23 protein-coding genes and 1 pseudogene are annotated in these 25,472 nt (G+C 35.9%); 15 read left to right on the forward strand and 9 right to left on the reverse strand.

All coding sequences use genetic code 11. The annotated features are described in order from the left end of the window. Nucleotides 1-277 precede the first annotated feature (277 nt). Together ACIQX2_RS18300 and ACIQX2_RS18305 are read left to right on the forward strand one after the other, a co-directional pair. Complete coding sequence (locus ACIQX2_RS18300; protein WP_402853794.1) at nucleotides 278-451, forward strand: hypothetical protein; 174 nt, start codon at nucleotides 278-280, stop codon at nucleotides 449-451. A gap of 107 nt (nucleotides 452-558) precedes the next feature. Next, complete coding sequence (locus ACIQX2_RS18305; RefSeq protein ID WP_402853797.1) at nucleotides 559-996, forward strand: GNAT family N-acetyltransferase; 438 nt, start codon at nucleotides 559-561, stop codon at nucleotides 994-996. 235 nt (nucleotides 997-1,231) lie between these two features. On the opposite strand, the gene ACIQX2_RS18310 is transcribed toward ACIQX2_RS18305, so the two are convergent. Beyond that, entirely contained in the window at nucleotides 1,232-1,384 is a 153-nt protein-coding gene (locus ACIQX2_RS18310) for a hypothetical protein (protein WP_402853800.1), read from the reverse strand. A 659-nt stretch (nucleotides 1,385-2,043) separates the two neighbouring features. On the opposite strand from ACIQX2_RS18310, the pseudogene ACIQX2_RS18315 reads away from it, so the two are divergent. From ACIQX2_RS18315 to ACIQX2_RS18335, 5 genes and pseudogenes are all read left to right on the forward strand, one after another. Continuing rightward, nucleotides 2,044-2,244, forward strand: a pseudogene (locus ACIQX2_RS18315) (Atu4866 domain-containing protein); the annotation flags it as partial. A 320-nt stretch (nucleotides 2,245-2,564) separates the two neighbouring features. Then, nucleotides 2,565-3,245 carry a response regulator transcription factor gene (locus tag ACIQX2_RS18320; RefSeq protein ID WP_402853977.1) on the forward strand — a complete coding sequence of 227 codons (681 nt, stop codon included), beginning with the start codon at nucleotides 2,565-2,567 and terminating at the stop codon, nucleotides 3,243-3,245. Further along, nucleotides 3,242-4,999, forward strand: coding sequence for a sensor histidine kinase (locus ACIQX2_RS18325; RefSeq protein WP_402853803.1), 1,758 nt, complete (start codon nucleotides 3,242-3,244; stop codon nucleotides 4,997-4,999). Before ACIQX2_RS18320 ends, ACIQX2_RS18325 begins: the two co-directional genes overlap by 4 nt. Then, the gene (locus ACIQX2_RS18330) at nucleotides 4,992-5,645 is read left to right on the forward strand and encodes a hypothetical protein (RefSeq protein ID WP_402853806.1); all 654 of its coding nucleotides are present in this window, start codon (nucleotides 4,992-4,994) and stop codon (nucleotides 5,643-5,645) included. Before ACIQX2_RS18325 ends, ACIQX2_RS18330 begins: the two co-directional genes overlap by 8 nt. Nucleotides 5,646-5,698: 53 nt before the next feature. Then, complete coding sequence (locus ACIQX2_RS18335) at nucleotides 5,699-6,091, forward strand: hypothetical protein (RefSeq protein ID WP_402853808.1); 393 nt, start codon at nucleotides 5,699-5,701, stop codon at nucleotides 6,089-6,091. A gap of 175 nt (nucleotides 6,092-6,266) precedes the next feature. Here the strand turns inward: ACIQX2_RS18335 and ACIQX2_RS18340 are convergent, their stop codons facing one another. The 3 genes from ACIQX2_RS18340 to ACIQX2_RS18350 form a co-directional block, all read right to left on the reverse strand. After that, complete coding sequence (locus ACIQX2_RS18340; RefSeq protein ID WP_402853810.1) at nucleotides 6,267-8,786, reverse strand: EAL domain-containing protein; 2,520 nt, start codon at nucleotides 8,784-8,786, stop codon at nucleotides 6,267-6,269. Between the two features lie 903 nt (nucleotides 8,787-9,689). After that, entirely contained in the window at nucleotides 9,690-12,899 is a 3,210-nt protein-coding gene (locus tag ACIQX2_RS18345; protein WP_402853813.1) for an EAL domain-containing protein, read from the reverse strand. 1,029 nt (nucleotides 12,900-13,928) lie between these two features. Continuing rightward, complete coding sequence (locus ACIQX2_RS18350; RefSeq protein ID WP_402853816.1) at nucleotides 13,929-14,477, reverse strand: TetR/AcrR family transcriptional regulator; 549 nt, start codon at nucleotides 14,475-14,477, stop codon at nucleotides 13,929-13,931. Between the two features lie 150 nt (nucleotides 14,478-14,627). Between ACIQX2_RS18350 and ACIQX2_RS18355 the strand changes: the two genes are divergently transcribed. The 4 genes from ACIQX2_RS18355 (at nucleotide 14,628) to ACIQX2_RS18370 (ending at nucleotide 17,464) form a co-directional block, all read left to right on the forward strand. Then, nucleotides 14,628-15,272 (forward strand): NAD(P)-dependent oxidoreductase, encoded by a 645-nt coding sequence (locus ACIQX2_RS18355; RefSeq protein ID WP_402853819.1) that lies wholly within the window; start codon nucleotides 14,628-14,630, stop codon nucleotides 15,270-15,272. A gap of 13 nt (nucleotides 15,273-15,285) precedes the next feature. Beyond that, nucleotides 15,286-15,630 (forward strand): DoxX family protein, encoded by a 345-nt coding sequence (locus ACIQX2_RS18360; protein WP_402853822.1) that lies wholly within the window; start codon nucleotides 15,286-15,288, stop codon nucleotides 15,628-15,630. A gap of 17 nt (nucleotides 15,631-15,647) precedes the next feature. Then, entirely contained in the window at nucleotides 15,648-16,691 is a 1,044-nt protein-coding gene (locus tag ACIQX2_RS18365; protein ID WP_402853825.1) for an LLM class flavin-dependent oxidoreductase, read from the forward strand. A gap of 149 nt (nucleotides 16,692-16,840) precedes the next feature. After that, nucleotides 16,841-17,464 (forward strand): NAD(P)H-dependent oxidoreductase, encoded by a 624-nt coding sequence (locus ACIQX2_RS18370; protein ID WP_402853828.1) that lies wholly within the window; start codon nucleotides 16,841-16,843, stop codon nucleotides 17,462-17,464. A gap of 580 nt (nucleotides 17,465-18,044) precedes the next feature. Here the strand turns inward: ACIQX2_RS18370 and ACIQX2_RS18375 are convergent. After that, on the reverse strand, nucleotides 18,045-18,413 hold the full coding sequence (locus ACIQX2_RS18375; protein WP_402853831.1) for a winged helix-turn-helix transcriptional regulator: 369 nt from the start codon (nucleotides 18,411-18,413) through the stop codon (nucleotides 18,045-18,047). Between the two features lie 204 nt (nucleotides 18,414-18,617). Here ACIQX2_RS18375 and ACIQX2_RS18380 point away from each other — a divergent pair, with 204 nt between their 5' ends. The 4 genes from ACIQX2_RS18380 to ACIQX2_RS18395 all read left to right on the forward strand — a co-directional run bounded on the left by ACIQX2_RS18380 (nucleotide 18,618) and on the right by ACIQX2_RS18395 (nucleotide 21,175). Then, complete coding sequence (locus tag ACIQX2_RS18380) at nucleotides 18,618-19,529, forward strand: VOC family protein (RefSeq protein ID WP_402853833.1); 912 nt, start codon at nucleotides 18,618-18,620, stop codon at nucleotides 19,527-19,529. Nucleotides 19,530-19,629: 100 nt separating this feature from the next. Further along, complete coding sequence (locus tag ACIQX2_RS18385) at nucleotides 19,630-20,001, forward strand: DoxX family protein (protein ID WP_402853835.1); 372 nt, start codon at nucleotides 19,630-19,632, stop codon at nucleotides 19,999-20,001. A 16-nt stretch (nucleotides 20,002-20,017) separates the two neighbouring features. Then, nucleotides 20,018-20,371, forward strand: a complete 354-nt coding sequence (locus tag ACIQX2_RS18390) for a DoxX family protein (RefSeq protein WP_402853838.1) — start codon at nucleotides 20,018-20,020, stop codon at nucleotides 20,369-20,371. A gap of 357 nt (nucleotides 20,372-20,728) precedes the next feature. Further along, nucleotides 20,729-21,175, forward strand: coding sequence for a GIY-YIG nuclease family protein (locus ACIQX2_RS18395; RefSeq protein WP_402853841.1), 447 nt, complete (start codon nucleotides 20,729-20,731; stop codon nucleotides 21,173-21,175). Between the two features lie 148 nt (nucleotides 21,176-21,323). Here ACIQX2_RS18395 and ACIQX2_RS18400 read toward each other — a convergent pair whose 3' ends face one another. From ACIQX2_RS18400 to ACIQX2_RS18415, 4 genes are all read right to left on the reverse strand, one after another. After that, entirely contained in the window at nucleotides 21,324-21,791 is a 468-nt protein-coding gene (locus tag ACIQX2_RS18400; protein ID WP_402853844.1) for a hypothetical protein, read from the reverse strand. Between the two features lie 240 nt (nucleotides 21,792-22,031). Further along, nucleotides 22,032-22,904, reverse strand: coding sequence for a DMT family transporter (locus tag ACIQX2_RS18405; RefSeq protein WP_402853847.1), 873 nt, complete (start codon nucleotides 22,902-22,904; stop codon nucleotides 22,032-22,034). 385 nt (nucleotides 22,905-23,289) lie between these two features. Next, nucleotides 23,290-24,285 carry a D-cysteate sulfo-lyase gene (cuyA, locus tag ACIQX2_RS18410; protein WP_402853850.1) on the reverse strand — a complete coding sequence of 332 codons (996 nt, stop codon included), beginning with the start codon at nucleotides 24,283-24,285 and terminating at the stop codon, nucleotides 23,290-23,292. A gap of 431 nt (nucleotides 24,286-24,716) precedes the next feature. Next, nucleotides 24,717-25,460 (reverse strand): amino acid ABC transporter ATP-binding protein, encoded by a 744-nt coding sequence (locus ACIQX2_RS18415; protein ID WP_402853853.1) that lies wholly within the window; start codon nucleotides 25,458-25,460, stop codon nucleotides 24,717-24,719. Between the last annotated feature and the right edge of the window lie 12 nt (nucleotides 25,461-25,472).

Raw genomic sequence — 25,472 nt, forward strand, 5'->3', positions numbered from 1 at the left:
AATGGGGGCGAAGTATGGAATGGGAAATTTTTTATTAAGTGCATTAATCATTTTTGTTGCAATAATACTCAGCTTTAATGCTGGGAGTTTTATTGCAATTGTATCTTATTGGATTTTATCAGGGTTGCTAATATATCTGCTTTTTAAGGAAAAAGAAGAATAACTACAATAAATAATTTATTGTAGTAACGGGTGCTTTACTTCAAGAAGGAGTAAAGCTTTTTTCTTATTAAACTAACGGTGCAGTTTAGTTCAATAAGTGTAAGGAGGATTATGAATGCAAAATGGAAGGGATGACTATCAGATTCATGATAGTTATTTTATTGTTGTTGGTGAGGGATTTATCTTTATATTAATTGGTGTATTAATCATAACGGGAATTATTACTTTTTCTGTTGTTAAGAAAATCTCAAGCAAAAGAAAAGAAGGAATGAAATGGCTCTTCAACTAACGCGGCAGTTTAGTTGAACAAGTAATTAGATTTGTTTTAATCGCTTGAAGGAGAATATCGGAATACTATGCTAAGCTTTTATAAAAGGATAAAGGACTGATTTTTTAATGGATATTAGAAAACCTAATGATTCTGAACTTGAAAAAGTTATTTTACTTTCTCCACAAGCTTTATTTGATGGCACATTGGGTGAAGTAAAACCTACCAATGAAAAAATTAAACGTCTTATCGAACCATTACTGGAAAAGGGTAGCTATTATTTAATAGCAACAGAGAACGAAAAATTAATGGGCTGGATTCTTGTAGGTGCAGGTAAAGACCAGTTTATTGACAAGATGAATGGATTTATTTATGAACTGTTTGTTATAGAAGAATATAGAGGAAATGGAGTTTCTAAACAGTTAATGAGAACTGCATTTGACCAGCTAAGACAAGATGGGTACTCTGAAGTTCGTCTTAGTGCGTTTGCAGGGAATCCAGCTATTAAAATTTACGAAAAAATGGGCTTTCACATCAGAACAGTTTCAATGAGTTTGTCTTTATAAATAATTATCTTCTTTCACTAACGGGTGCTTTAGTAAAAAATCATGGGGTTGCCATAGGTAATTCTTTTTCTTATTGAACTAACGGGGCAGTTTAGTTGAATAAGAAATATGAAATTCCATTCTTTTTATGTCGCATTTGACTCAAAAGATGCGGCATGTTTTCACGAAGAATATAACTTTGGTTAAAAATAATGATAATTAACAAGGGCGAAGGAATTAATTCTAACTGGCATACTTACAGAAGTCTTTTTATTTCTAAAACCTTAGTGATAAGGAGAAGATCTTGTTTGATAATATTTTTGACTGATGCATCCGTACTACGCTCGTAATCCATGGACAAACGTTTAAACTCTTTTTCAAAAATAGGGATTTCGCATTTTTTTAACAATCATGACATCTCCTTGGAGCAAGGAGCCAGCCAGAGATAATTCCTTCTGCCTAACCTTAAGCGATAAAACTATAATCTCCTAATTTTAATTTAGCAAAAATATTTCAAAGCTTTAGCACAGAATTTATAATTATATCACCAACAGGAGAACCTTTTATCATTGCTTCAACAGAATACTGAACAGTTCAATCAAAATGTGCAATAGAAGATCAAGTACTTATTCCACTAACGGGTGCTTTAGTTAAAGATCATGGGTTGCTTAGGCAACTCTTTTTACTTATTCAACTAACGCGGCAGTTTAGTTGAAGAAGGAAATAGGTATGTAGTTGTGGAATTCTTTTAGAATTGAGATAGGGGGATTTTAATGTCAGACATAATCAAAATTGTATACTTCGAACTGTTGAATTAGATGATGCGGAAGCACTTTTAGAAATATCAAATTTCCTTATTTCCGAAGGAGATTATTTCATCATAGAATCTGAAGAGTTAGAAAAAAATCTTCGAATCAACAAAGAAGGAATAAAAAAAGCTAAAGAAATAAACTTAGAGTGTATTCAATTATATATTACTAAAGATTTATCTAACGAATGCATAAAGTTTGTAAAAGAATACTTGGTACGTAATGATGCAGAAATATCATCATTGGCTATTAGCTACAGAAACTCCTGCCTAACGTACATTACGATGAGGCTCGCGGCAAAAGAATTAGTACTTATCAAGGCAGTTACAAAATTAAAGGGAGTCATATCGATTATGTCGATGATACGGGCTTTACAGCACATGGTGACTTTCGAAATGGAATTCTATATCATGCAGAAATGGTTCTTTATCGCGAGGAACAAAGCAACCCGCAAATCTAAATGCGATTGTTCTCTTTCCCTTAAACAAACTGAGCCCATACATTGACTCATGTATACTAAGAGTGCGGAGCAATTAAACTTTATTCCTCACAAAAAGAGAAGAGCATGTTTTGAACGTTTTTTTCAAAACATGCTCATTTTGTTTTCCCTTTTAACTTAGGGGACCATCTAGTCAAAGGAAGTTATCCTTATTTGATAAGTAGTTTTGTACTCTTTTAAATATTGATATAAAATACACACGATGTACACAGGAGTCCCCTATAGTGAGCTTTGAAGGTATCTCAGATCATTTTTTTGGGGGGGAAATGGAGTGTAATGCAATGAAACGAAAGATATTGTTTATTGAAGATGATGTGCTGATGCGCGAAATTATAACGGATTATTTCGAAAAGGAACAATGGGAAGTATTTGAAGCTGAAAATGGAAAACTAGGGCTCGAGATTTTTGAACAGACCTCCGTTGACTTGGTTGTTCTGGACATCATGATGCCAGAATTGGATGGATGGTCTGTATGCAGGCGTATTCGCGAGAAATCCGTTGTTCCGATTATTATGATTACCGCCAGATCCGAGGACGATGATCAAATCAGGGGATTCGAGCTTGGGGCAGATGAGTATGTGACGAAGCCTCTAAGTCCCAGGGTACTGATAGCCCGTGCAGCTGCATTAATGAAAAGAGCGGAAGGCACTGTCGGACGTGAGGGAGATACGCTAATATATGGCGATCTACTCGTGAACAGAATGGCACATACGGTTTCCGTGGAGGGATATAATATTAATCTTTCGCCAAAGGAGTACGATCTACTCAACTTTCTTATCAAACATTACGGCAAGGTATTGCACCGGGAGTATATATTGGACGCTGTTTGGGGGTACGATTATCTTGGCGATTTGCGGACAGTGGATACGCATATCAAAAAATTAAGAGCCAAGCTAGGAGACGAAGGACGACATATTATTACCGTCATTCGTTCAGGCTATAAATTCCAAGTGGAATCATGAAAAAACATAGTGTTGTTTTTAAACTTTTCATTGTAACAACAGCCCTGATTTTGATTGTTTTTTCGTTAGTGCTTTTTGCAGAAGGGTTCTTTTTCGAGCGATTTTACCGATCAACCAAGATACATGAAATAGAACATGCTATGGCCCAATTCACTGAACAATTTAATAAAGATGGATTAAATGAACAGCAAGTCTCGCGGCGGCTTGCTTCATTTATGAACCAGAACGATGCTAGCATTTCCGTATTGAATGACCGGTTTGAACGAACAGCTAGCAATCCATATTTTCTGGATCTTCAAGCAGACAACAAGACGATTTCCATTTCTATTCCCAAGGAAGGAATGGAAATGGATGCAATTCCTCAAAAAATCAAAATTGGCGATGTGCTGGTCATAGATGGAATTTTCATGGATGAGAAGGATACGATCATGCAGCCAGTGGCTATTAAGCACGACAATTTAAGCCGACTTCAAGAGGGTTTGGTAAGGGTGAAAGGGAAAGTTGCGGATTTTGTTTTGCCTGAGCAGAGGTCATATAATCCTCTTTATCAGGATGCTCTGATCGAGGATGCACTCCGGGAATGGAAACCGAAAGCGGAAGATGAATCACGCTTGCAGAAAGGTTCAGTGGTTCAGCTGGAATGGCAGGATAAATGGAGTGGGGTCGATTACGCCGTCCTGATTTCCTCGCTTGCAAAAGGCGAAGATGGAAATCGTTATATATTTGTCATGACCTCTTTGCAGCCTGTAGGGGAAGCAGTAGGGGTACTCGAGCAGTATTTTGTGTATATGGCGCCAATCATTGTTGTGCTTGTGATTATGCTGTCCATGATTTATTCCAGAATTGTCTCCCGTCCTTTAGTGATGTTAAGCCGTTCGGCAGAGCGTCTTGCCAAGCTGGATTTTACTGAGCAGACTGAACTCCATTCAAAGGATGAATTCGGTGAACTGTCCCGAAACATGAATGCGTTGTCACGAAATTTAGATGCAGCCTTAAATGAGCTGACACATGCAAATAAGAAACTGCAGGAGGAAATGGAAGAAAAACAGCGGGCTGAGCAGCTTCGTAAAGAGCTGATTGCGAATATCTCCCATGAATTGAAAACTCCTCTAGGGATTGTAAAAGGTTTCGCTGAAGGATTGCAGGACGGGGTGGCTAGCGAAAAAAGAGAACGTTATCTGGGTCTCATTGTGAATGAAACGAATCGGATGAATGCTTTAATCATGGATATGCTGGAGCTCTCAAAATTCAAAGCCAAGGCTATCCGATTACAGACCAGAAGCATTTCACTGACAGCCCTTATTCAAAAAGTAGCCGAATCGTTTTCCCATCAGTTGGATAGTAAGTACCTACAAATCAGGTTAGACACTGCTGCAGATGAACAATTGCTCGTTGAAGCGGACTCCAGACGGATTGAACAGGTTGTTCTTAATTTGTTAAGCAATGCGATTCGGCATGCAGTAGAGAACAGTGTCATAACAATTAGCATCAAGCGAACGACGGCCGGTAAAGTAACTACAACCATTGAAAATGTCGGGCCAGCCATTGCCGAACCGGATTTAAGCCGGATATGGGAACAATTTTACAGGGCTGAGCACTCGAGGGACCGAAAATCCGGTGGTACGGGTTTAGGCCTTGCGATTGTCAAACATATATTAGAGCTTCATCAAAGCAGGTATGATGTGGTGAATACGGATCACGGCGTAGCATTTTCTTTCACTTTAAATGAAAGCAGGGGAGAATTAATTGAATAAACAAAAATCCATATATCTCATAGTAGCATTAATCTTGCTGTTGTTGACCAGCGCATGTGGAACGCAAGTAAATTCTGAAACATCGGGTACAAAACAATCTGTCCCATTCGAAACCATTCAAGAGGAAAGTGAAGTCGAAGATCATTCTTCGGCAAACTCAGAACCTTCAACTATTGAAGAGCAGTCTTCTGCGAACGATCAAGAGAAAACGACCGATCAGGATGAATCTGCAAAAGCTGGATCATCTGATGAAAAAACCACAAACCAAACCGAAACCAATCAAGTGAACACCGCTGCTGGTTATGTTCCCGTGAAAATCGAAAGTGAAATATTGATTATAATTGACCAGACTTCCAAACCGATTGAGGGCAATAGCTTTGATTTTGTCGTAAACAAGGTTCCTGAAGGATTCTCTCTAACCGAAATTCAGTGGATTTCGGAGAAAACCCAGGTAATCAATACCGTCCAGGAAGCTATACAACATGGAGCAAACGGTGAGGAAGGATTTTATATCAGCGGAAATGGACAATACTCCGGTTTCATCTATCCCGACTCTATGAAGGGCGAGGAAGGCCAAGTAGTGTTTATTTTCAAGGATGCGAAAGGGAAAGAATTAACCTGGAAAAAGACTATAACTTTGTATTGATCTCTCCGTTCTGTCCTGACCAATATCAAAATAAACACAGAAAGGAAGAGTTGATGTCTACTTTCAGAAAAACCACAGTAATCGCCGTTGTAATTTTGACCATAATACTGCTTTCTGCATGCGGAAAAACATCTGATGAAGCAGTGGAACAGCAAGAACTCACACAAAAAAAACCAGTAGAACAATTGTTTGAAGAACAAACACAAGACCAAATGGAGCCTGAGGAAGGGATGCCCCCGACTGCATTGGAAGCTGCAGCTACGGTTATATCGATTCTTAAGGAGGGCAATATGAGCATGCTATCTGCCTGGGCACATCCTGAGAAAGGAGTAAGGTTTTCACCATACGGTTACGTCGACAAAGAGACGGATCTCGTGTTTTCAAAAGATGAGCTGCAGCAGTTAATGGAGGATTCTACCGTATATGTTTGGCGTACGTTCGCCTAAGATATACACTTAAAATTCCTTCCCTATAAGAAAATCCAGTTGAATGTGCTCAAATCTGGATTTTCTTATGATTAGAAGCTAGATATGTCCCGGCCTCAATTGATATTAAAAAGCATTTTTATGCTTATTATACAAACGAGGCCAGGTTAGTTTATTTAGAATCTAAAAATGAAAACTAACTCTTTGTTAAAAAATAATCTGTTTTATTTTTTGTAATGAATGGGGTACTCTCTATCTCTGAATTGTTTTTCATCTTTATTTGTAATTGGTTTAACAATTTTATTATTGGTCCTATCTGTTCCTCATTAATAATAAATTCTATTCCATATCGGCTAAAAACATCATTTTCTTCAGACCATACAATTTTACCTTTAAAGATGATTTCTTGTCCTAATATTTGTGTGGTAAATTGGAGAATCAAATCAACGTTATTAGGGAGGGTAATATCCGATAAAAATTGTAACCCTCCTGGACCGATAACTTCAACTAATACATTGGATTTCCCAACCTGTATTTTCTTTTTATTCAGTTCGACAATTGTCATTGCAGATTCTATAGGGTATTTTAATAGTACCTTAAAGTAATCACTATGTTGTTTGCCACGTTCTGTTGTTTTATCTTTCTTAATTTTGTTATTACCCAACAAGTTTTCAAAGTCATTAACAGGAAGTGGTTTACTAAATAAATATCCTTGTATTTCATCACACTCTAACTGACTCAAAATGTTCAATTGCTGTTCAAATTCAACACCTTCAGCTACAACATTCATTTTTAATTCTTTAGCCAAATTGATAATAAATTTAATAATAGCCTGACTTTCTTGATTCGTGTGAATATCTGTTATAAATGACCTATCGAGTTTGATAGTACGAAATTTATACTTCCTTAAATAACCTAATGAGGAATATCCTGTTCCAAAATCATCCAGGGCTATGTCCACACCTAATTTTGTTAACGCATTAATCTTACGTTCCATTTCTACTTCTTTTTCAAGCAAAATACTTTCCGTAACTTCAAATTCAAGCCATTTTCCTTCAATTTCACTTTCATTTATTATATTTGATATCTTTTCAATGAAATTTTTTTGTAGAAATTGGTAAACCGACATATTAAGTGATACTTTAATTGGTTCAAGTCCTGCTTCTTTCCACAACTTAATTTGACTACAAACGGTTCGTAGTACCCAGTCCCCAATTGGATTTATAAGTCCTGATTCTTCAGCCAAATAAATAAATTCACCAGGAGAAATGACTCCCCATTCGGGATGGTTCCAACGAATAAGAGCTTCTGCCCCTACAATTTTCTTTGTTTTGATATTGACTTTTGGTTGATAATATAATTCAAATTGATTCTCTATAAGGGCTGTACGAATGTCATTCTGAAGTGTAAAAGTCTTATATGTCCTTATATTCATCGTAGGAGTAAAGACTTGATAATCATTTTTTCCATTTTGTTTTGTTAAGTACATTGCAAAATCTGCATTTTTTATTAATGTTTGACTATCTTCTCCTGAGTCTGGATAAATGCTGATACCCATACTTGCAGTAACAAATATTTCATAATCATCTATTTCAAAAGGTGTTTCAAAACTTTTTTTGATGGTTTCAGCAATGTCTTTAACACTGTCTTCATACTGTTTATTTGAAACCAAAATTATAAATTCATCTCCTGCCCACCTCGCAACAAAATCATTTGCAGAAACATACTGGTTTAATTTTCTTGCTACTTCTTGTATAACTTTATCCCCAATATCATGACCAAGAGTGTCATTTATGAATTTAAAATTATCTAAGTCAATAAACATGACTGCTAATTTTGTTTTATTTGCTTTGGCAAATTTTAATTCCATATGAAGCCTGTCATCTAAAAATCTGCGGTTTGGGAGGTCTGTTAGAAAATCGTGAAATGCCATGTAATGAACTTCCTGTTGTGCCTTCTTGAGTTCTGTAATATCTCGGTAATTTAGAACAATTCCTTCCACATCTGGGTCATGAAGTAGGTTAGTGGCTATAACCGAAAAATTTCGCCATTCCCCGTTTTTGTGTTTAAATCTAACTTCATGTTTTTCAAGACGATTCGTATTTCTATAAAACTCAACAGTTTTACGTTGGGCTTCCTCCAAATCGTCAGGGTGTATAATGTGACTGATATGGGCTGGCATGGCTTCTGGGGCATATCCTAATACATTTTTAAATGAAGGACTTCGATATACTACTTCTTTATTTTTATCAAGTATAGTGATAATATCACTGGAATTTTTGACCAAGGAATGAAATCTGGCTTCTTGTTGCTTTACTTGTAACTGTAGCTCTTTTTCTTGTGTTATATCCTTCCCGATTCCGAAAACTCCGATAATTTCTCCATCTTCGCCATGAAGGGGCGCTATATCAATTGATTTGTTTCTTATATTACCATTTTTATGGATTAGTCTATATTCAGCACTTTGATTTATTCCTGCTAAGCAATTGCCGAACTTTTCTTTAATTTCTTCTAAATCTTCTTTGAAAATTAATGGGTAAAATGACTTGCCAATGACCTCTTCTTGAGTATATCCAGTCATTTCAGCAAATCCACTATTTACCTCAATGAAATTGCCCTTGTAATCAATTAAGTAAATGGCATCAGGGTGAACGTCAAACATTTTTCTATAAGGTCGCTGTTCTTTTTCTAAGAAGTCATTTAATTTTGTTTTCATTTTAAATATTCTAAATATGTTCTCCACCCTCTAACTAAAACTTTTTGCAGTTTATATCGACTGAATCTGGTAATTGTTTAGTTCTTTGACCTATGTTTCGTTAAATAGGATTCTTGGTAGGAGTTATGAGCTTCCTTTTACGACCTGTTAATTGTCCTGACGTAATCCCCACATAACATGATTAATTTCACCGAAAAGGGTGCTGAACGTTTTATCCCTCTTCAAAACAAAGAGAAATACGGTCAACATGACTTTACTAATTTTTTTCAAATGTGTTTTGAAATATAGTGCTTTCGGTCATTTTTCAACTCATATTATGTGAATTATTACTTTCATTTGAAACAACATATATATTGGCGGCGTTGTACCAATTCTCTCGATTAGTTCTACCTGAATCTTCACGCAATGAAAGGTGTGTTTTGTTTCGATTTCTTGACTTGTGTGATTAAACAGAAAACTCAACTTTCTAGATTCTAGGAAACCAGACCCGTTGAAAGTATAAGCTTGATAATAAGGACACATTCTTTGGGGAAATTTTGAATATTATGAACCTAAAAACAAATAATTGGTAATATTAGAAATTAAAGACTATATAGTATTGAGATATGAGCAAACTAAAATGTGAAAAGCCCTTACCCTTTTATGGTACAAGGGAAGGGTTTTGATCAATCTTTTTTTACAAAATATTATCTGTTTGAAATATAAGTAACTCGCATTGTGATTAATAATTGAGTCAATATCTATATATTTACTGTCTATTCGCTCTGTTTACCTAGCATTTTTAAAGAGTGGGCACCAATAATTTTTTATTTTTCTCAACAAAGTCGTGTTGTATGAGTTGTTTTGTAGAGATATTAAAAACAAGTAAAAATGAGGAATTTAATTTTTCACTATAATCAATAGCTATTTATTTAAAGAAAGGGGCAACCGAATTTCAACAGTTGTTCCTTGATTTTTTTCACTTATGAATGTGATAGTTCCCTTATGCAAACTTATAATCCTTAAACATAACATTAAACCTAAGCCCGTCCCTTTTTCTTTGTTACTAAAAAAAGGTTCCCCCAATTTTTTGAGTCGTTCCTCATTAATTCCTACACCATTATCGATTATCTTTATCAATACATTTGACTTCTCTTTAATTGCTTGGATGTTCACGTAACCTCCATTAGGAATTGCTTCAATGCTATTTTTAATTAGGTTAATAAGTACTTGTTTGATTTGGTTATTATCGCACCAAATCCAGGGAATATTTGGTTCGACCTGACTGAATATTTGCACGTTTTTTAAGTTTGCCTCTGATTCCATCAGTATCTCAACATCTTTTAGTACTTTTTCAGGATCAATCTTCTTTATTTGAATAACTTTTGGCTGTGCGAGATTAAGAAACTCTATAATAATATCTTCAAGACGATTAAACTCATCATAAATTACTTCAAAGAATTCTTGTTTAATTATTCCTTGTTGTAATAGCTGAATAAGACCTCTTATTGATGTAAGAGGATTTCTTATTTCATGTGCGACACCAGCAGCAAGTTCCCCTATCACAGTTAATTTTTCTGTCTTTGAAAGTTGTTCTTCTGCCTTTCTTTTTTCTGTGATATCTCTACCAACCACTATAATATGCTCCGTTTCACCATTTCCTCCAATTACAGGTGTACCCACACACTCCATTAAGATCCAATATCCATTAGCATGTAACAAACGAAATTCCACTTGTAAGGGAGATTTCGTTTTGCCAATCTGGTCAAATTTGATTAATAATAATGGAACGTCTTCGGGATGTATTCTATCTATTATGTTATTGTTAACAACATCTTTTGGGGAAAAACCAATTACTTTTGCGTTAGATGGGGATGCATACAATACATGTCCGTAAATGTCAAATAACATAATTGAGTCAGTCATGTTTTCTGCAATTAAGCGATATTTGCATTCACTTTCTCTCAAAGCTTCCTCGACTTTTTTACGTTCTGTTATATCTACACATGATCCAATGACTTCTATCACTTCTCCACTTCGTTTTATCGGGCGTAAAGAAGCAAGATAAAATATTCCATTAATCATGCTCTCGTACGTAACAAGTTCTTCTCCTTCCCAAGCCCTCTGATAATATTTTGTTTTTTCCATTGCACTTTCAGTTGGAAGAAACTCATGTACAGCTTTTCCAACCACTTGATCTGGAATTAAACCTAGTCGGTACATTAAATCACCATCACAAAGTGTGTGAATAAATTGACCAGAGATTTTTTTATACTTAAATATCATTCCTTGTTGCAGTCGAACCGTATCTTGAATTTCCCTTTTTGCTATCTGTGCTAATTCTTCTGCCCACATTCGATCGTTAATGTCTTGAGAAACTCCATATTCTTTTACAATTTGTTGAATTCCTTGCAATGCTTCTTCTAATTCATTTGCAAGTAAGGGTTTACTAAAGAAATAACCTTGTCCTTCGTTACATAGATGTTGTTGCAGAAACACAAGTTGTTCCTTCGTTTCGATACCTTCCGCGACTACGTTCAAGTTTAAATTATGTGCCATTGAAATGATGGTTTTAACAATCGTTTCATCGTTAGGGTTGTTATAAAGTTCTCTGACAAACGATTGGTCTATTTTTAATGTATCAATAGGGAATTGTTTTAAATAGTTTAACGAACTAAATCCTGTCCCAAAATCATCAATGCTTATGCGAATGCCTAATTGCTTAAGCTGCTGTAATGTTGAAATGGTACGTTCAATATCGGCTGTCATGCTTTCGGTAATCTCGAGTTCCAGATATTGAGGTTTGAGACCTGTTTCTTTTAGAATAGTGGCGACCAAGTTAACGAAATTGGACTGCGTGAACTGCCTGGCGGATAAATTCACAGCCATGACTGTTTTCAAACCTTTTTGTTGCCATGCTTTATTTTGTTTGCATGCAGTATACAATACCCATTCACCGATAGGTATAATTAATTCGGTTTCTTCAGAAATAGGGATAAATGTTGCAGGTGATATCATTCCACGTTCTGGATGATTCCAGCGAATTAAAGCCTCTACGCCAAGTATATCACCAGTTTTCAAATTGATTTTTGGTTGATAGTGTAATAGGAACTCATCATGTTCAATTGCTTTATAAAGATCCACTACCATTTGCAATGGCTCGAATTCGTTTTCATTTGACAAGTAAAACTTATAATTGTTTTTACCTGCTTTTTTTGCTTGATACATAGCATAATTAGCATGTTTAATCAACGTCTCGACCGTATCCCCGTTTTCGGGGAAAAGGCTAATACCTATACTTGAAGTATTTAATATTTCGTAATTTTCTATCAGATAAGTACCTGCAAGAACATTAAGAACTCGTTCAGCCACCTTTGAAGCAATTATTTTATCGGCATCAGTTAAAACTATGATAAATTCATCTCCACTATGACGGAAAATGACATCGTTTCGTTGTATGGATGACTTTAAACGCTTCGTCACTTCTTTCAACAGAAGATCGCCCGCATTATGTCCTAAAGTATCGTTGATTACTTTAAAACGATTAAGATCAATCTTTAACACAGCCATGGACTGCTTCTTCTCAGCGGCACCCGTTAATTCATTTGGAAGATATGAATATAACATATTTCGGTTAGGTAGACCTGTTAGATAATCATGAAAGACCATGTATTCATTGTCTTTTTCTACTTGTTTTGAAATATCATGTGAAATCACTAATTTTTCTGTTGCAGTTTTTTGGTCGGTAATATCTAATAAGATACCAAGAGTTAAATCAACTTTTCCTTGCTTGTTTTTTACAGTATTGACGCTATCTTGAACCCATCTAATAATCCCATCTGATCGAATAATTCTGTACTCAGTATCAGACGATATACCTGATAATAACTTTTCTATGTGACTTTCAACTAAGTTCATATCTTCGGAATAAACGAGATTCCTCCATAATTGAGGATTGTTTTCAAAATCCTTTTGTGTGTGTCCATATATTTTTGCAACTTCATTTGAAACCCACAGAGTATTTTTTTTGAAATCCATATACCAAATAGGTGAGCTAACGCTATCAATTACTTTTTTAATGAATTCGATATCTTTATTATTTCTAAATAGATCAGTTATTTTATTAATATTCATTTTCATTCCTCATTCACTTATTATAAGTACAAAGACGGAATCTTCTAAGAGAAGTATCCTTATTAAAAATAGCTTCTGTAGCCGAGTTATCATTAGATCTGTTTCTTAGAATTATAAACGCTTTAAGTTAGAGGAACAACAAAAATTTATTGAATTTTCCGTCAGGTTAGTATAATAAAAGAATTGGAGATTTTATGTCGCACTTTAACCAAACTGTGTTCAGAGCTGGTATTGAATTTTTCTTGTTTTCCACTTCGACAACTGAACTAGCTTTTTGACTCAAGCCTCATAACTCTGCTCGAGATTTTGCTTTATGGGGAAATCTTCATTTGAATAATGGACTAGTAAGGTCAGTCAAAGTATATAAAACTACCAATAAAGGACTCAGAAACTTTATATAAAATTATTACTGGAAAAGAACTTTGAAGTAAGAATAGTTCTTAAACTAACGGGTGCTTTACTTCAAGAAGGGGTAAAGCATTTTTTCTTATTGAACTAACGGTGCAGTTTAGTTGAGATGTTATTTTGTTAAAATGAAATGGGAAGGTGATTAAATATGAAAAATCATACTAAGTTTGGGAAAGTAGTTTTTTGGTTTGGTTTTCTATTTTTTTATGTCAGGAATAGCCTTTAATCAGAGGTTAGGTGTAATAACAGACAGTCCAGAAGTATTCTCTACTTATTCAATACCTTCAATCATAATAGGGATAATTCTAATCGTTATTTCTAATTTCTTTAAAAACAAGAACAATTAGAGGTTTCTTTTGTAATGTATCTTCAACGGGTCCGATTGTTCAATTGAGCAGAGTCACCTTTTCACTAACGGGTGCTTTAGTAAAGATTAATGGATTGCTTAGACAACTCTTTTTTCTTATTGAACAAACGCGGTAGTTTAGTTGAACAAGAGACAGCATTCAACAGACTTAGAACGATTACTTGGTCGCAAACCAACATCTGTAAAAGAAGCATTACAACTATTATTGACATAATGAAAACGACCTCTGCTTTTTTGCGTAGAGGTCGTTTTATTTAATCCATTAACTTTTCAAATAGTAGATGAATCATTTCTTCCGTTGGTGTTTCGCCTGATTTCACATATTTAGTGGACATTCCGTATAAAGACCAACTCAGTATAATGCTTTGTAAATCCACTTTTTCAAATGGCCAGTCCGGATGCTTATCCTTTAAGAAATCTCTAAATATACGTGCAAGCTCATCTTTAACGATTGTTTCAATTTTCGGTGTAAAAGCCTCATAGCTGCGTGCACATTGATGGGCAAGTCCTGTTTGAAATTGCAAAATACTATTAAAAATATTTTTCATCGATTGGGGTGTTAATGCTTCATGTGAATTAACATTTATGAGCACCCCTTTTAAAACATCCTCTGCTAGTACCTTCTCTAACAAGTCATATTTATCAAAGAAATGGTAATAAAATGTTGCACGGTTGACGGTTGCACGCGATGTAATATCTTTAATCGTAATATCTTTGAATTCCTTCTCTACAGCAAGCTGCATGAATGCATCCATAATTAACTGACGCGTACGTAAATAACGTGGATCCATTGATTTTTCCATTGTCATTCTCCTGACTTTTACGACATTTCTACTCAAACGTCGTATATACAATAGTTTCTAGCTATTTGTTGGTTGTCGTTTTTTTTACTTAGTTCTATGATAATTATACAACAAATGTTGGATATACAAAATGTGTTGGAGGAGATTAATATGAATATTACAGTTTTCGGTGCGAATGGTCAAATCGGTCAACAGTTCCTTAATATAGCTTTGCAAAATGGAGATAAAGTAAAAGCGGTGGTTCGTCGCGCAGGAGCACTTGAAATGATACATCCTAATTTGGAGGTCATCGTTGCAAACTATAACGATGATGCCCAAGTGACGGAAGCAATAACAGGTCAAGATGCAGTCGTGAGTACGCTTGGACCAAACTTAAATGGTGGGTGTAAAATTACAAGGTTACCAATTCGAGATGCGCATGAAGTCATTTTACGTATGATGGAAAAAACAGGTGTGAATCGTTTTATTACGCTTGCTACACCATCTGTAAAATCCGAGCAAGATAAAAAACAAGTCGCAACCGTTTTTCCAGCGATTATGCCGAAGCTATTTTTCCCTCCTGGTTATGCCGAGATGAAGGGTATAGAAGATTTAGTAAAAGAAAGCAAGGTTGATTGGACAGTCGTACGTATTATTAACCCAAACGTAAAGACAGATGGCAATGGCTATACAACTTCTCTAGGTGACTCAAAAGCGAAGTTTAACGTATCACGTAAAAATGCAGCGACCTGTATGTATGATGCGATTCGTAAGTCGGAATGGATTGGCAAAATGCCAATCGTATTTAATAAATAAGGGGGAAATTTAGATGACAATTTTAGCTTGGTTTTTACAAGGTTTACTTGGCTTAATGTTTATCATGGCTGGTTTAGGAAAAATAATGGGTTCAAAAATGCATATCGAAGGATTTACAAAATGGGGACTTCCTCAATGGTTCCGTGTTGTAACGGGCGGTATTGAATTGGGTGCGGCGATACTATTAATCGTCGGTTTTTGGAATGCAACGTCAGCTCTAATAGGTGCAGCAATTTTAGTAGCAGTAGGTATCGGTGGCGTGATTACACATATTCGTATTAAAGATTCTATGAAAGATACAGCAATGATTTTAGTACTTGGCGTTTTAGCACTTGTACTACTAATCATTCTATTATAAAAAAGTAGGTGGACATTATGAATTTTGAATTTGGAGTTTATTCATTAGGTGAACGTATACCCGATGCAAATGGTAATGTGTTATCCGCACAGGAGCGCATTGAAAATATTATTCAAATGGCGAAGTGGGCGGACGAAGCAGGACTGGATGTATTTGGTGTCGGTGAACATCACCGATTAGACTTTGTGACATCGAGCTATGCCATGCTACTAGCTGCAATTGCACGTGAAACGAAAAACGTAAAGTTAACAAGTACTCTTTCAGTTATTAGTACGGCAGATCCAGTACGTGTCTATGAGGATTTCTCTACACTAGATTTACTAAGTGGTGGGCGTACAGAGATTATTTTAGGTCGGGGTGCCTTTTTAGAAAGTTTTTCATTATTTGGCGCAAGTTTAGATGACTACGATAAGCTATTTGAGGAAAAGCTAGGACTTTTTATGGAGCTACAAGAAAGAGACGTAGTAAATTGGCAAGGAGAATTCCGTTCCTCACTTGGAAATGCGCAAATTGCCCCACGTCCCGTGCAAAAGAAATTGCCGATGTGGATAGGTGTTGGTGGTACCCCAGCAAGTGCTGTTCGTGCTGGTAAGCTTGCCGCAAACATGGCTTTAGGTTTGCTAGGTGGAGAGCCAGAGCGTGTTCAACATTTAACCAATCTTTATTGGCAAGCAGCCCGAGATGCAGGACACGATTTATCTCAATTAAAAGTTTCTGTTACTGGACACGGCTATATTGCAGAAGACGGTGCGCAAGCGATGCGCGAATTTACACCGCATTATAACCAGTACATGACACATTTCATGAAGGACCGTAGGATACCCTATTCGCCAATGGTACCTGAGCAAATGATGCCACAACGTGTAGCGAATCAAATTTTAGCGGTTGGAAGTGCTGGAGAACTTGCAGAGAAAATTTTGTATCAGCATGAGCTATTTGGTCACTTACGCTTTATGGGACAATTTGATATGGGTAATCAACCGATGGCCCGTGTCGAAAAAGCCATTGATTTACTTTCGAATAAAGTAGCTCCGATTGTTCGTCGTGCTTTAAATAAATAATGCGGTACTTTTTCAACAAATGGAGGCATTTGTCGTATATCCGATAAACGCTTCTGTTTGTTGAATGTAGGTATCTTATTAATAGCTTAAATAACTTATGTAGTAATTTTTTATCAACATATCTTCTAACAAAAAGAGGGGTCTTCATATTGACTAACGTATTAGTAGTAAAAGCAAACAACCGTCCCGATGGAATTTCAACTATGATGTATAACACTTTCGTAGAGGAAGCTTCAAAAAATGATTCATTAAACATCACAACATTCGATGTTTTCACAGAAAACTTACCACACTATGGTCAAGACCTATTTGACGCACTTGGTAAATTACAAAACGGCGAAGAATTAAATGAAGCAGAAACTGCTTCAATCGCTGCGCAACAAAAATCACAAGCAGCTATTAAAAACGCAGACGTATTGGTCTTCGCATTTCCTTTGTGGAATCTAACAATCCCTTCAGCCTTGCAAGCGTTTATCGATTATAGCGTTCAAGCGGGCTTCACGTTTAAATATACGGCAGAGGGCAAAAAGGAATTTTTACTAGGCGATAAAAAAGTGTACTTACTTAATGCACGTGGTGGCTACTATAACACACCAGAAGTGAACGCACTGGAAATGTCCGTGAACTATATGCACGCAGTACTTAATAATTACTTTGGTTTAGCCATCACAGATGAAGTGATTATCGAAGGTCACGCACAAGATCAAGCAAACGCTGGGGCAATTATTGCAGACGGTTTAGAGAAAGTAAAAGCGCTAGCTGCAACAGTATAAATACTGTTTACCTTATACACTTCATAAAAAAATAACGTTACCAAACGGGAGTACATTAAAAAGCCACAGGATATTGTTAAATCAATACTTTGTGGCTTTTCCTATGAACATTATTTATACACGTTTTTATGAAAGTTCTTTGAAAGCTAGTTACAACAACGGTTTGGAAGCATTTCGAATAGTCTGGTACAATCTCAGTTTTTGCATTAGACTTATCGTTGTAAATCCACAAAAATTTGGCGAGTACCAAATAAAATGGCGTAATTTTGCTTTTAAAACGCAGTAAATGATTGTGAAGTATTGTATTTAAACTAACGGGTGCTTTATCAGAACAAGAGGCTCCATTAAGTGGAGCTTTTTCTTATTGAACAAACGCAGCAGGTTAGTTAGTTTAGAGATAAAAGCCTTATTACAGTAACTATGGCCACATTTCGACCATAATGTTAATAAATGAGAAGGTGCTTATTCAACTAACGGGTGCTTTACTTCAAGAAGGAGTAAAGCCTTTTTCTTATTGAACTAAAGGTGCAGTTTAGTTTAATAACAATAACTAAAAAAGAGCTGATTTTTTCAGCTCTTTTTACTTTCCTATTGTTTCTTCACTTTCCCCGTAAAGTTCATCTAAGTGCTCTAAATGTGTTAATCCCCATTCATGCATAGACAACAATAGTGGCATTAATCCTTTACCATATTCGGTTATTGAATATTCAACTTTTGGAGGAATTTGTGCATATATTTTGCGATTGACTATATCGTGATATTCCAATTCCCTTAATTGAGTTGTTAGCATCTTCTTAGTTACCTCAGGGACCAATCTTTGCAATTCACTAAAACGTAAAGTTCCTTTATCCAAAAGATGAAAAAGAATTACAGGCTTCCATTTTCCAACAAGAATATCAAGAGCTGTTTCAATCGTTCCAGTTCCATTTCCTTCACATTCTCCAGCCATTTTGCTTCCTCCTAATATGGTATCTTTTTGTATACTATGCCACATTAAAGTACCTACTTCCGATTATTCTTCTTAGGGATTATTATAACCCTAGAAGTTAAATTAAAACAAGGCGCAACACTAATTCCCTCAATTCTCGAATTTCTGGCTAACACTGATTTTTTGCAACGAAATAAATATCAAAAAAGTATAGGAGGTAAAAAAATGCCTTGGTTTTCACAACAAAATAAATCTCACGAAAATATAGGAGGTAAAAGAATAAATTCTTATCACAGCAAACCTAATACATTTGCAAGCCACGTTCATTTAAAAGTTGAAAATTTGAGTCGGACTCTCGAGTTTTACCAAGACCTAATGGGATTTCAGGTGTTAAATCAATCAGGAAAAAAAGCAGTATTGACAGCAAACGGAATAACGCCTTTGCTTACAATCGAACAGCCTGAAGACGTCATTCCCAAGCAAATGCGCACAACAGGTTTGTATCACTATGCTTTACTTCTTCCTACCCGTAAAGATTTAGGGAAACTAATCACTCATCTTTTGAATGAACAGTATCCCTTGCAAGGTGCTTCTGATCACGGGACCCATGATGCTCTATATTTTGCAGATCCTGATGGAAATGGTATCGAAGTAGCCGTAGATACTGATCCATCGACATGGTATGACAAAACAGGGAAGTTAGATATTTCGAAAAATGGTCCAATGGATGTGGAAAGCGTCATTGCTGAAGCGAATGGGGAAAGATGGAATGGTATCCCTGAAGGAACCATTATCGGTCATATTCATTTGCATGTATCTGATTTAGAGAAAACAAAGGAATTTTATCATGATGGCCTAGGGTTAGATATTGTCATAGAGATACCGAATCAAGCAATATTTTTTTCAAGCGGTGGTTATCACCATCATATAGGAACAAACATTTGGAATGGCAAAAATGCGCCAAAACCTACATCTAATAGTGTAGGAATGCTCTTTTATACTCTTGTTATAGCAAACGAGGAAACAAGAAAATCATTGGTAGTAAAATTAGAAGCTATGGGTTATCGAGTAATAGAAGATAATGGGGAACTCTTTACGGAAGATCCATCTGGGAATCGAATTCATTTGTGCTCTTAATACCTTGCATTACTTAGACTACGGTACAACAACGTACCTAATTTCTAAAATTATTCCTAGGAATTATTGAAACAGATTTAATACAAGGAGGATTTTTACGATGAAGTGGACAGTTCGAATTATACAAGGATTATTGGCTATTGGATTTCTATTATTTGGGTTTATGAAAGTGAGTGCAAACCCAATGCAGGTGGAGGCATTTAACAACGTCTATGGCTATGGAACAGGTTTCATGTATGTAGTGGGAGCTATTGAAATCATATCAGCGATCGGTTTGCTTATTGGGTTTAAGAAGAAAAATTTAGTTTCTATTTTCAGCGGTTTATTAATAGTGGTGATGGCGGGTGCAGTGTTCACACACCTTATGGCTAGCCAAGGTTTCAGTGTTGCCATGATGCCTTTCATTCTTCTTATATTAGCCGTTGTGGTGTTTTTTGGTCAGAAAAAAATAATTAAAACATTAACAGTTTAAAAGGAGAGGTTGAAAAATGAATATCGCTTTATGGATTGTACAAATTATTTTAGCATTAATGTTTGTGATGGCTGGTTTCACAAAGGCATTCCAATACGAAAAAGCTAAATCTAGCTTACCGTGGGTAAAAGATTCTTCAAAAGGATTGGTTACGTTTATCGGGGTAGCAGAATTGCTTGGAGGCATTGGCTTGATTGTACCTTATGCCATAGGAATAGCACCTATACTAACACCAATTGCGGCTCTTGGACTAGGGCTAGTCATGATTTTAGCAGCTGTGTTTCATGCTAAAAGAAAAGAAAATCAGGCAATCGGCATGAACATCATTTTATTGGCATTAGCATTATTTGTGGCAATCGGGCGGTGGTAGTAGGAACAAGACGCTCCACATGCAAGTTTAGCAGTACCAAGACCTGAACATAAAAAGAACCGACATAAAGTTAGTTCTTTTGCTGTATTTTTGAGCAATTTATTATGCGACTTCTCTTACTAGAGAAGTTTTTTTGACTAAGGGTATTATTAATATGAAAGTTTGTGAAGAAATGTATTTAACCTAACGGGTGCTTTAGTTCAACAAGACCATCATTACGATGGTCTATTTTTATGTCCAAAACATTAAGTTGATCTCAGATATGCATTGTGAAATGTTACACTTAAACTAAAGCGGCAGTTTAGTACAAGAAAAGCTATGATTTTATTAAAGGATTAGACAAAGGAGTGAGAAAAAATGGGGATGAAAACAACAAGGAAAAATTTTACTGAATGGGAAATAAAGCATTTAAATCAACCTTTATCGTTTGATGATGTATGGGAGTTAGGAAAAGAAAAATATAGGTTCGATACGCAAGATTTAATAGGTATATATGTATTTCAAAACATTAAAACTAATCGGTTTTATATAGGTAGTTCACATCATATCTTTGGCAGGTTAAAATCCCACGCATCCTCTATGAAATCAAGAAAGCATAGTTATCAAGAGATAAATGAGGATTTTAAGAAATATGGAAAGGATAGCTTTGTATTTAAAATATTTACTTATTGTGATAATTCACAATTACGTAGGTTTGAAAAAAGTTGGCTCCAAACTTATAGTGAAAAAGAAAAGCTATACAATCAAGGTGAGATTGATAATTGGGATACGGCAAAAGGTAGATGGGTTAGAAATAGATGGTGAAAAAAATTATGTAATGGGAGTTTTACTTAGCTCTTCTTTAACTAACGGGTGCTTTACTTCAAGAAGGGGTAAAGCCTTTTTTCTTATTGTACTAAAGACGCAGGTTAGATGAAGAAATACAAAAAAAAAAGACCAATAAGTGGTCTTTTTAAAGGGGAAAAGCTAAAGTTTTTAGTAACGTATCAGTTTCTGCTTTAATGGTAAAAAAATGTGGATTCTTCTCATCATCAAATATGAGTAAATAAGGCTTTTCATCTTCGGGAATAATAATGATAACTTCATCAATCGTAGTATTCACCCATTTATTTTCTAATCGAAGAGATGGCGTTAAGGGAATCTTAACTATATAACCTTTGTCTGGAATAGGGTTGAATTTTTTAACAATATTATCAATTTCTTGAATAACTTTTTTAGTCTCTAATTGTATTTTAGGATTTGTTGGGATTGTTATTATCTTATTTTTTTCAACATCAAGAAATTCAATATTTGCTGTGCTTTGTGCACTTACTATAAGTAGATTAAATAGAAAAAGTAAAGGAATTGACGTAAATAATATTTTAGGAATCACATTTATCACCTCAGATTTAGCCTTACCTAAAATTATTTTGTTATACATGCTTATTCAACTAACGGGTGCTTTAGTTAAACAAGACCATCACTTCGATGGTCTATCTTTTTATCTGAAACAACAAGTAGTTCTCAGAAATCCATTGTGAAATGTTACACTTAAACTAACGGGGCAGGTTAGTTGAAGAAGAGAAGGGAAGTTTTTGTGTCGCATTTGAAACATTAAGCTCAGTAAGTAGGAAAAAAAGAAAGTGCGTTTCTGTATTAATAGAAACGCACTTTCGGAATATTATTCGTCTTTTATAACTATAAAAACACCGCTAAAAATTAAAATTGTACCTATCCAAAATGAAATTCCAATTGTTTCACCCAATAATAGCCAACCTAAAAAGGTCCCGACGATTGGTTGGAAGAAAAAGAATAATCCACCACTGGAAGCATTCATTAATTGGAGACCTTTGTTCCATAATAAAAAACCACCAGCTGTTGAAATAACGCCTAAATACAGTAAACCTCCTGAAATCGTCGGTTGTAAAATAGATGATAAGTCTAAATCGTTTAACTTTGGTAGAACAAATGGCGTCAACAAAATTACGGCTATCAAAGAAGAATAAGTTGTAAAAACAAGTTGTGAATAATGAGTAGGGACTTTTTTGATTATTACGGACATTAATGCCCATGTTAATGCAGCTATTAATAAGTAGAAGCCGCCTAGCTGTTGTGTTCCATCTATTTTGCCATTACCAACAATAATGAACACGCCTACTGTTGCTAGAACAATGGAGAAACATTTTTTTAGCGTTATTTTTTCTTTTAAAATAAAACGTGCAAATATCACCATAAAAGCAGGTGTTGTTGATGTAATAATGGCGCCCATTTGAGCAGTTGATAACATCGTACCTATTTCTTGTGTGACTATCGAAATTGTATTACCAATAAGACCGACAAGAAAGATAATAACCCAGTCTCTTTTGGCTATTTTCCATGATTGCTTCATGCAAACGCCGATTATAACAAGCACAACTACCGCAATCACATAACGAATCCATACGAGTTCGAATGGTGGAACAATATCAACCACCACTTTTACTACAACATACATTGCACCCCAAATACTTGCAGCAATTGATAAAAATAAGGCACCTATTATTTTATTATTCATGTTTTTTCCTCCGTTTTTCATAGATATCTATGTCCCTAACGGAGAAAATCTCTTCTACCGTTAAGGAAGAAGAATGGTTGGTACATCTTGTTCAAATAATGGAGAAAACATCATATAAATCAACACCTTTTTATTATCATTTTTAATATTATATATTAGATTTAATACTTTTAATAGTATTGAGTTATTAGGATTAACTACTAGACATCCCGACCATAATTTGTAACAGAAGAGAAGGTGCTTATTCAACTAACGGGTGCTTTACTTTAAGAGGGCGTAAAGCCTTTTTTCTTATTGAACTAAAGAGACAGGTGTAAAAACAGGGTACCAATGAGTCCTAAAAAAAACCAAATTAACCTTTATTCGACGATCGAGCACAAATAGTTTACTGAAAGAGTGAAGTGTTGGCATATAACGCTACGGATCCGCCAGAGTGCACAAATAGAATGTTATCTTCCCGCTTAAAGAAGCCTTTCTGAATTAAATCAATGAGTCCAACTGCCCCTTTACCAGTATAAATCGGATCTAGCAAAATTCCTTCTGATCTTGCAATGAGCCTGACAGCCTCGACCATTTCCGGAGTAGGTATAGCATAGCCTGGTCCGATATACTCTTCATAACATATAACCGCTTCACGCGGGATTGAAATTGGGATACCAATATGTGCTGAAGTTTCTTTTACAAGCTGAAAGACTTTTTCTTCTTGTTCCACTTTACCCCTACTTACATTGATCCCAATTACTGGTATATTACTTTGACTGCCATTAAAGCCCGTCACCAAACCAGCATGCATTCCGCCGCTGCCGCTTACACAAACAACGGCATTGACTGGATATCCTTTATCAAAGGATTGTGCTAAAATCTCCTGAGCACAAGCAACATATCCTGTTGCCCCAATAGGATTCGATCCTCCAACCGGAATGATATAAGGTGTATGTCCTTCTACCGATACCTTTTTCGCTACTTCTTGCATTTCTTTCATCAAGTCTGTCCCATTCGGCACAATCTTGATTTTTTCTGCACCCAGTAAATGATACAAGAAATAATTCCCGTTAAAAGTCGGCTCAGAATCTATTAAAAACCCCTTCTCCAATACAAGAATACACTTCATATTCTCTTTCACAGCAGCCGCGAGAGTTAAACGGCAATGGTTGGATTGAATGCCTCCACAGGTAATTAACGTATCCGCACCTTTTTCTACTGCGTCTGCAACAAGGAACTCTAGCTTTCTTGTTTTATTTCCACCAGCCGTCAACCCAAGCAAATCATCCCGTTTCATATAGATGGAGGGACCCCCAAGAACCTCAGATAAATTTTGTAATTTTTCAATGGGTGTATAGGCAGTTGTATATCTTTTTCTAGGAAATTGCGCTAAATTCATATAAAATCTCCTCCTATATCCTCTGTTTGAGGCAAGTTTTTATAAAGTACTGAACTGATGCAGTGAAGACATTTAGCAGAATGAGGCGGGGACAGATCAAAAAAAACCATTTTTCTTGATAAGAAAAATGGTCATTTTTTGACACGAAGAAAATTGATTTACATTCCGGGGGCGCTTTCTGGACCCGGCTCGAGCCTCCTCATTACAACGTCCTACAGGGTCTCGAGTCACGGAGTGTTCCCGCTGGAGGCACCCCTTTACTAAAATCAATTCTCAAAAGTATCCGATTCTTTATCAGTGGTATAAGCGAATTCTTACAAAAAATCCACTTACGTTGCAGCCTCATCTAGTAGTAGCCTAGGTTTTAACTGTTCATATAAATAAAGGCACAGTTTACACATTGATTAGTGCGCCTTTTTGAAGTATCGATTTTACGCACCTAGTTTATTTAAAAATTGTAATGTACGATCATGGTTGGTATGTGTAAAAATTTGTTCTGGTGTTCCCTCTTCGACAATTAGACCGTTATCAATGAAAACTACCTTATCCGCTACCTCACGAGCAAAGTTCATTTCATGAGTCACAACAACCATGGTCATTCCTTCTTTAGCCAGTTCTTTCATTACCTTCAGAACTTCTCCTACTAATTCGGGATCTAATGCAGAAGTAGGTTCGTCAAACAGGAGAACTTCAGGTTCCATGGCCATCGCCCGGGCGATTCCCACACGCTGTTGTTGTCCGCCGGATAACTGGGATGGGTAGTGGTTTGCACGGTCCTTTAAGCCTACCTTTTCTAGCAATTGAAGAGCCTTTGCTCGTGAAAGCTCCTTGTCCTGCTTACGAACAATGACCAAGCCTTCCATCACATTTTCAAGAGCAGTCATATGAGGGAACAAATTATAACTTTGGAAAACCATCCCTGTTTGCTGGCGGAACCTAATAACCTCATCTTTTGGTATTCGTTTTTTATCATGAAAGTCCAAAGAATATTTTCCGAGCATAATGCTCCCTTTTGTAGGCATTTCTAGTAAATTTAAACAACGGAGCAAAGTTGTTTTTCCCGATCCTGAAGGCCCAATAATACATACCGTATTGCCTTCCTCTATTTTTAGATCAATTCCTTTTAAAACTTCTGTTTGTCCAAACTGCTTATGCAGGTCTTTTATTTCAATCACGTGTATGCCCTC

The sequence above is a fragment of the Psychrobacillus sp. NPDC096623 genome (assembly GCF_044762655.1).
Lineage (GTDB): Bacteria > Bacillota > Bacilli > Bacillales_A > Planococcaceae > Psychrobacillus.

Bases quoted from the DNA above. Each gene is read 5' to 3' on its own strand.
- ACIQX2_RS18305 (WP_402853797.1), top strand. From the start codon at position 559: ATGGATATTAGAAAACCTAATGATTCTGAACTTGAAAAAGTTATTTTA.
- ACIQX2_RS18400 (WP_402853844.1), bottom strand. From the start codon at position 21,791: ATGTATAACAAAATAATTTTAGGTAAGGCTAAATCTGAGGTGATAAAT.
- ACIQX2_RS18320 (WP_402853977.1), top strand. From the start codon at position 2,565: ATGAAACGAAAGATATTGTTTATTGAAGATGATGTGCTGATGCGCGAA.
- ACIQX2_RS18335 (WP_402853808.1), top strand. From the start codon at position 5,699: ATGTCTACTTTCAGAAAAACCACAGTAATCGCCGTTGTAATTTTGACC.
- ACIQX2_RS18365 (WP_402853825.1), top strand. From the start codon at position 15,648: ATGAATTTTGAATTTGGAGTTTATTCATTAGGTGAACGTATACCCGAT.
- ACIQX2_RS18395 (WP_402853841.1), top strand. From the start codon at position 20,729: ATGGGGATGAAAACAACAAGGAAAAATTTTACTGAATGGGAAATAAAG.
- ACIQX2_RS18380 (WP_402853833.1), top strand. From the start codon at position 18,618: ATGCCTTGGTTTTCACAACAAAATAAATCTCACGAAAATATAGGAGGT.
- ACIQX2_RS18345 (WP_402853813.1), bottom strand. From the start codon at position 12,899: ATGAATATTAATAAAATAACTGATCTATTTAGAAATAATAAAGATATC.
- ACIQX2_RS18375 (WP_402853831.1), bottom strand. From the start codon at position 18,413: ATGGCTGGAGAATGTGAAGGAAATGGAACTGGAACGATTGAAACAGCT.
- ACIQX2_RS18405 (WP_402853847.1), bottom strand. From the start codon at position 22,904: ATGAATAATAAAATAATAGGTGCCTTATTTTTATCAATTGCTGCAAGT.
- ACIQX2_RS18340 (WP_402853810.1), bottom strand. From the start codon at position 8,786: ATGAAAACAAAATTAAATGACTTCTTAGAAAAAGAACAGCGACCTTAT.
- ACIQX2_RS18385 (WP_402853835.1), top strand. From the start codon at position 19,630: ATGAAGTGGACAGTTCGAATTATACAAGGATTATTGGCTATTGGATTT.
- ACIQX2_RS18300 (WP_402853794.1), top strand. From the start codon at position 278: ATGCAAAATGGAAGGGATGACTATCAGATTCATGATAGTTATTTTATT.
- ACIQX2_RS18355 (WP_402853819.1), top strand. From the start codon at position 14,628: ATGAATATTACAGTTTTCGGTGCGAATGGTCAAATCGGTCAACAGTTC.
- ACIQX2_RS18325 (WP_402853803.1), top strand. From the start codon at position 3,242: ATGAAAAAACATAGTGTTGTTTTTAAACTTTTCATTGTAACAACAGCC.
- ACIQX2_RS18350 (WP_402853816.1), bottom strand. From the start codon at position 14,477: ATGGAAAAATCAATGGATCCACGTTATTTACGTACGCGTCAGTTAATT.
- cuyA (WP_402853850.1), bottom strand. From the start codon at position 24,285: ATGAATTTAGCGCAATTTCCTAGAAAAAGATATACAACTGCCTATACA.
- ACIQX2_RS18360 (WP_402853822.1), top strand. From the start codon at position 15,286: ATGACAATTTTAGCTTGGTTTTTACAAGGTTTACTTGGCTTAATGTTT.
- ACIQX2_RS18390 (WP_402853838.1), top strand. From the start codon at position 20,018: ATGAATATCGCTTTATGGATTGTACAAATTATTTTAGCATTAATGTTT.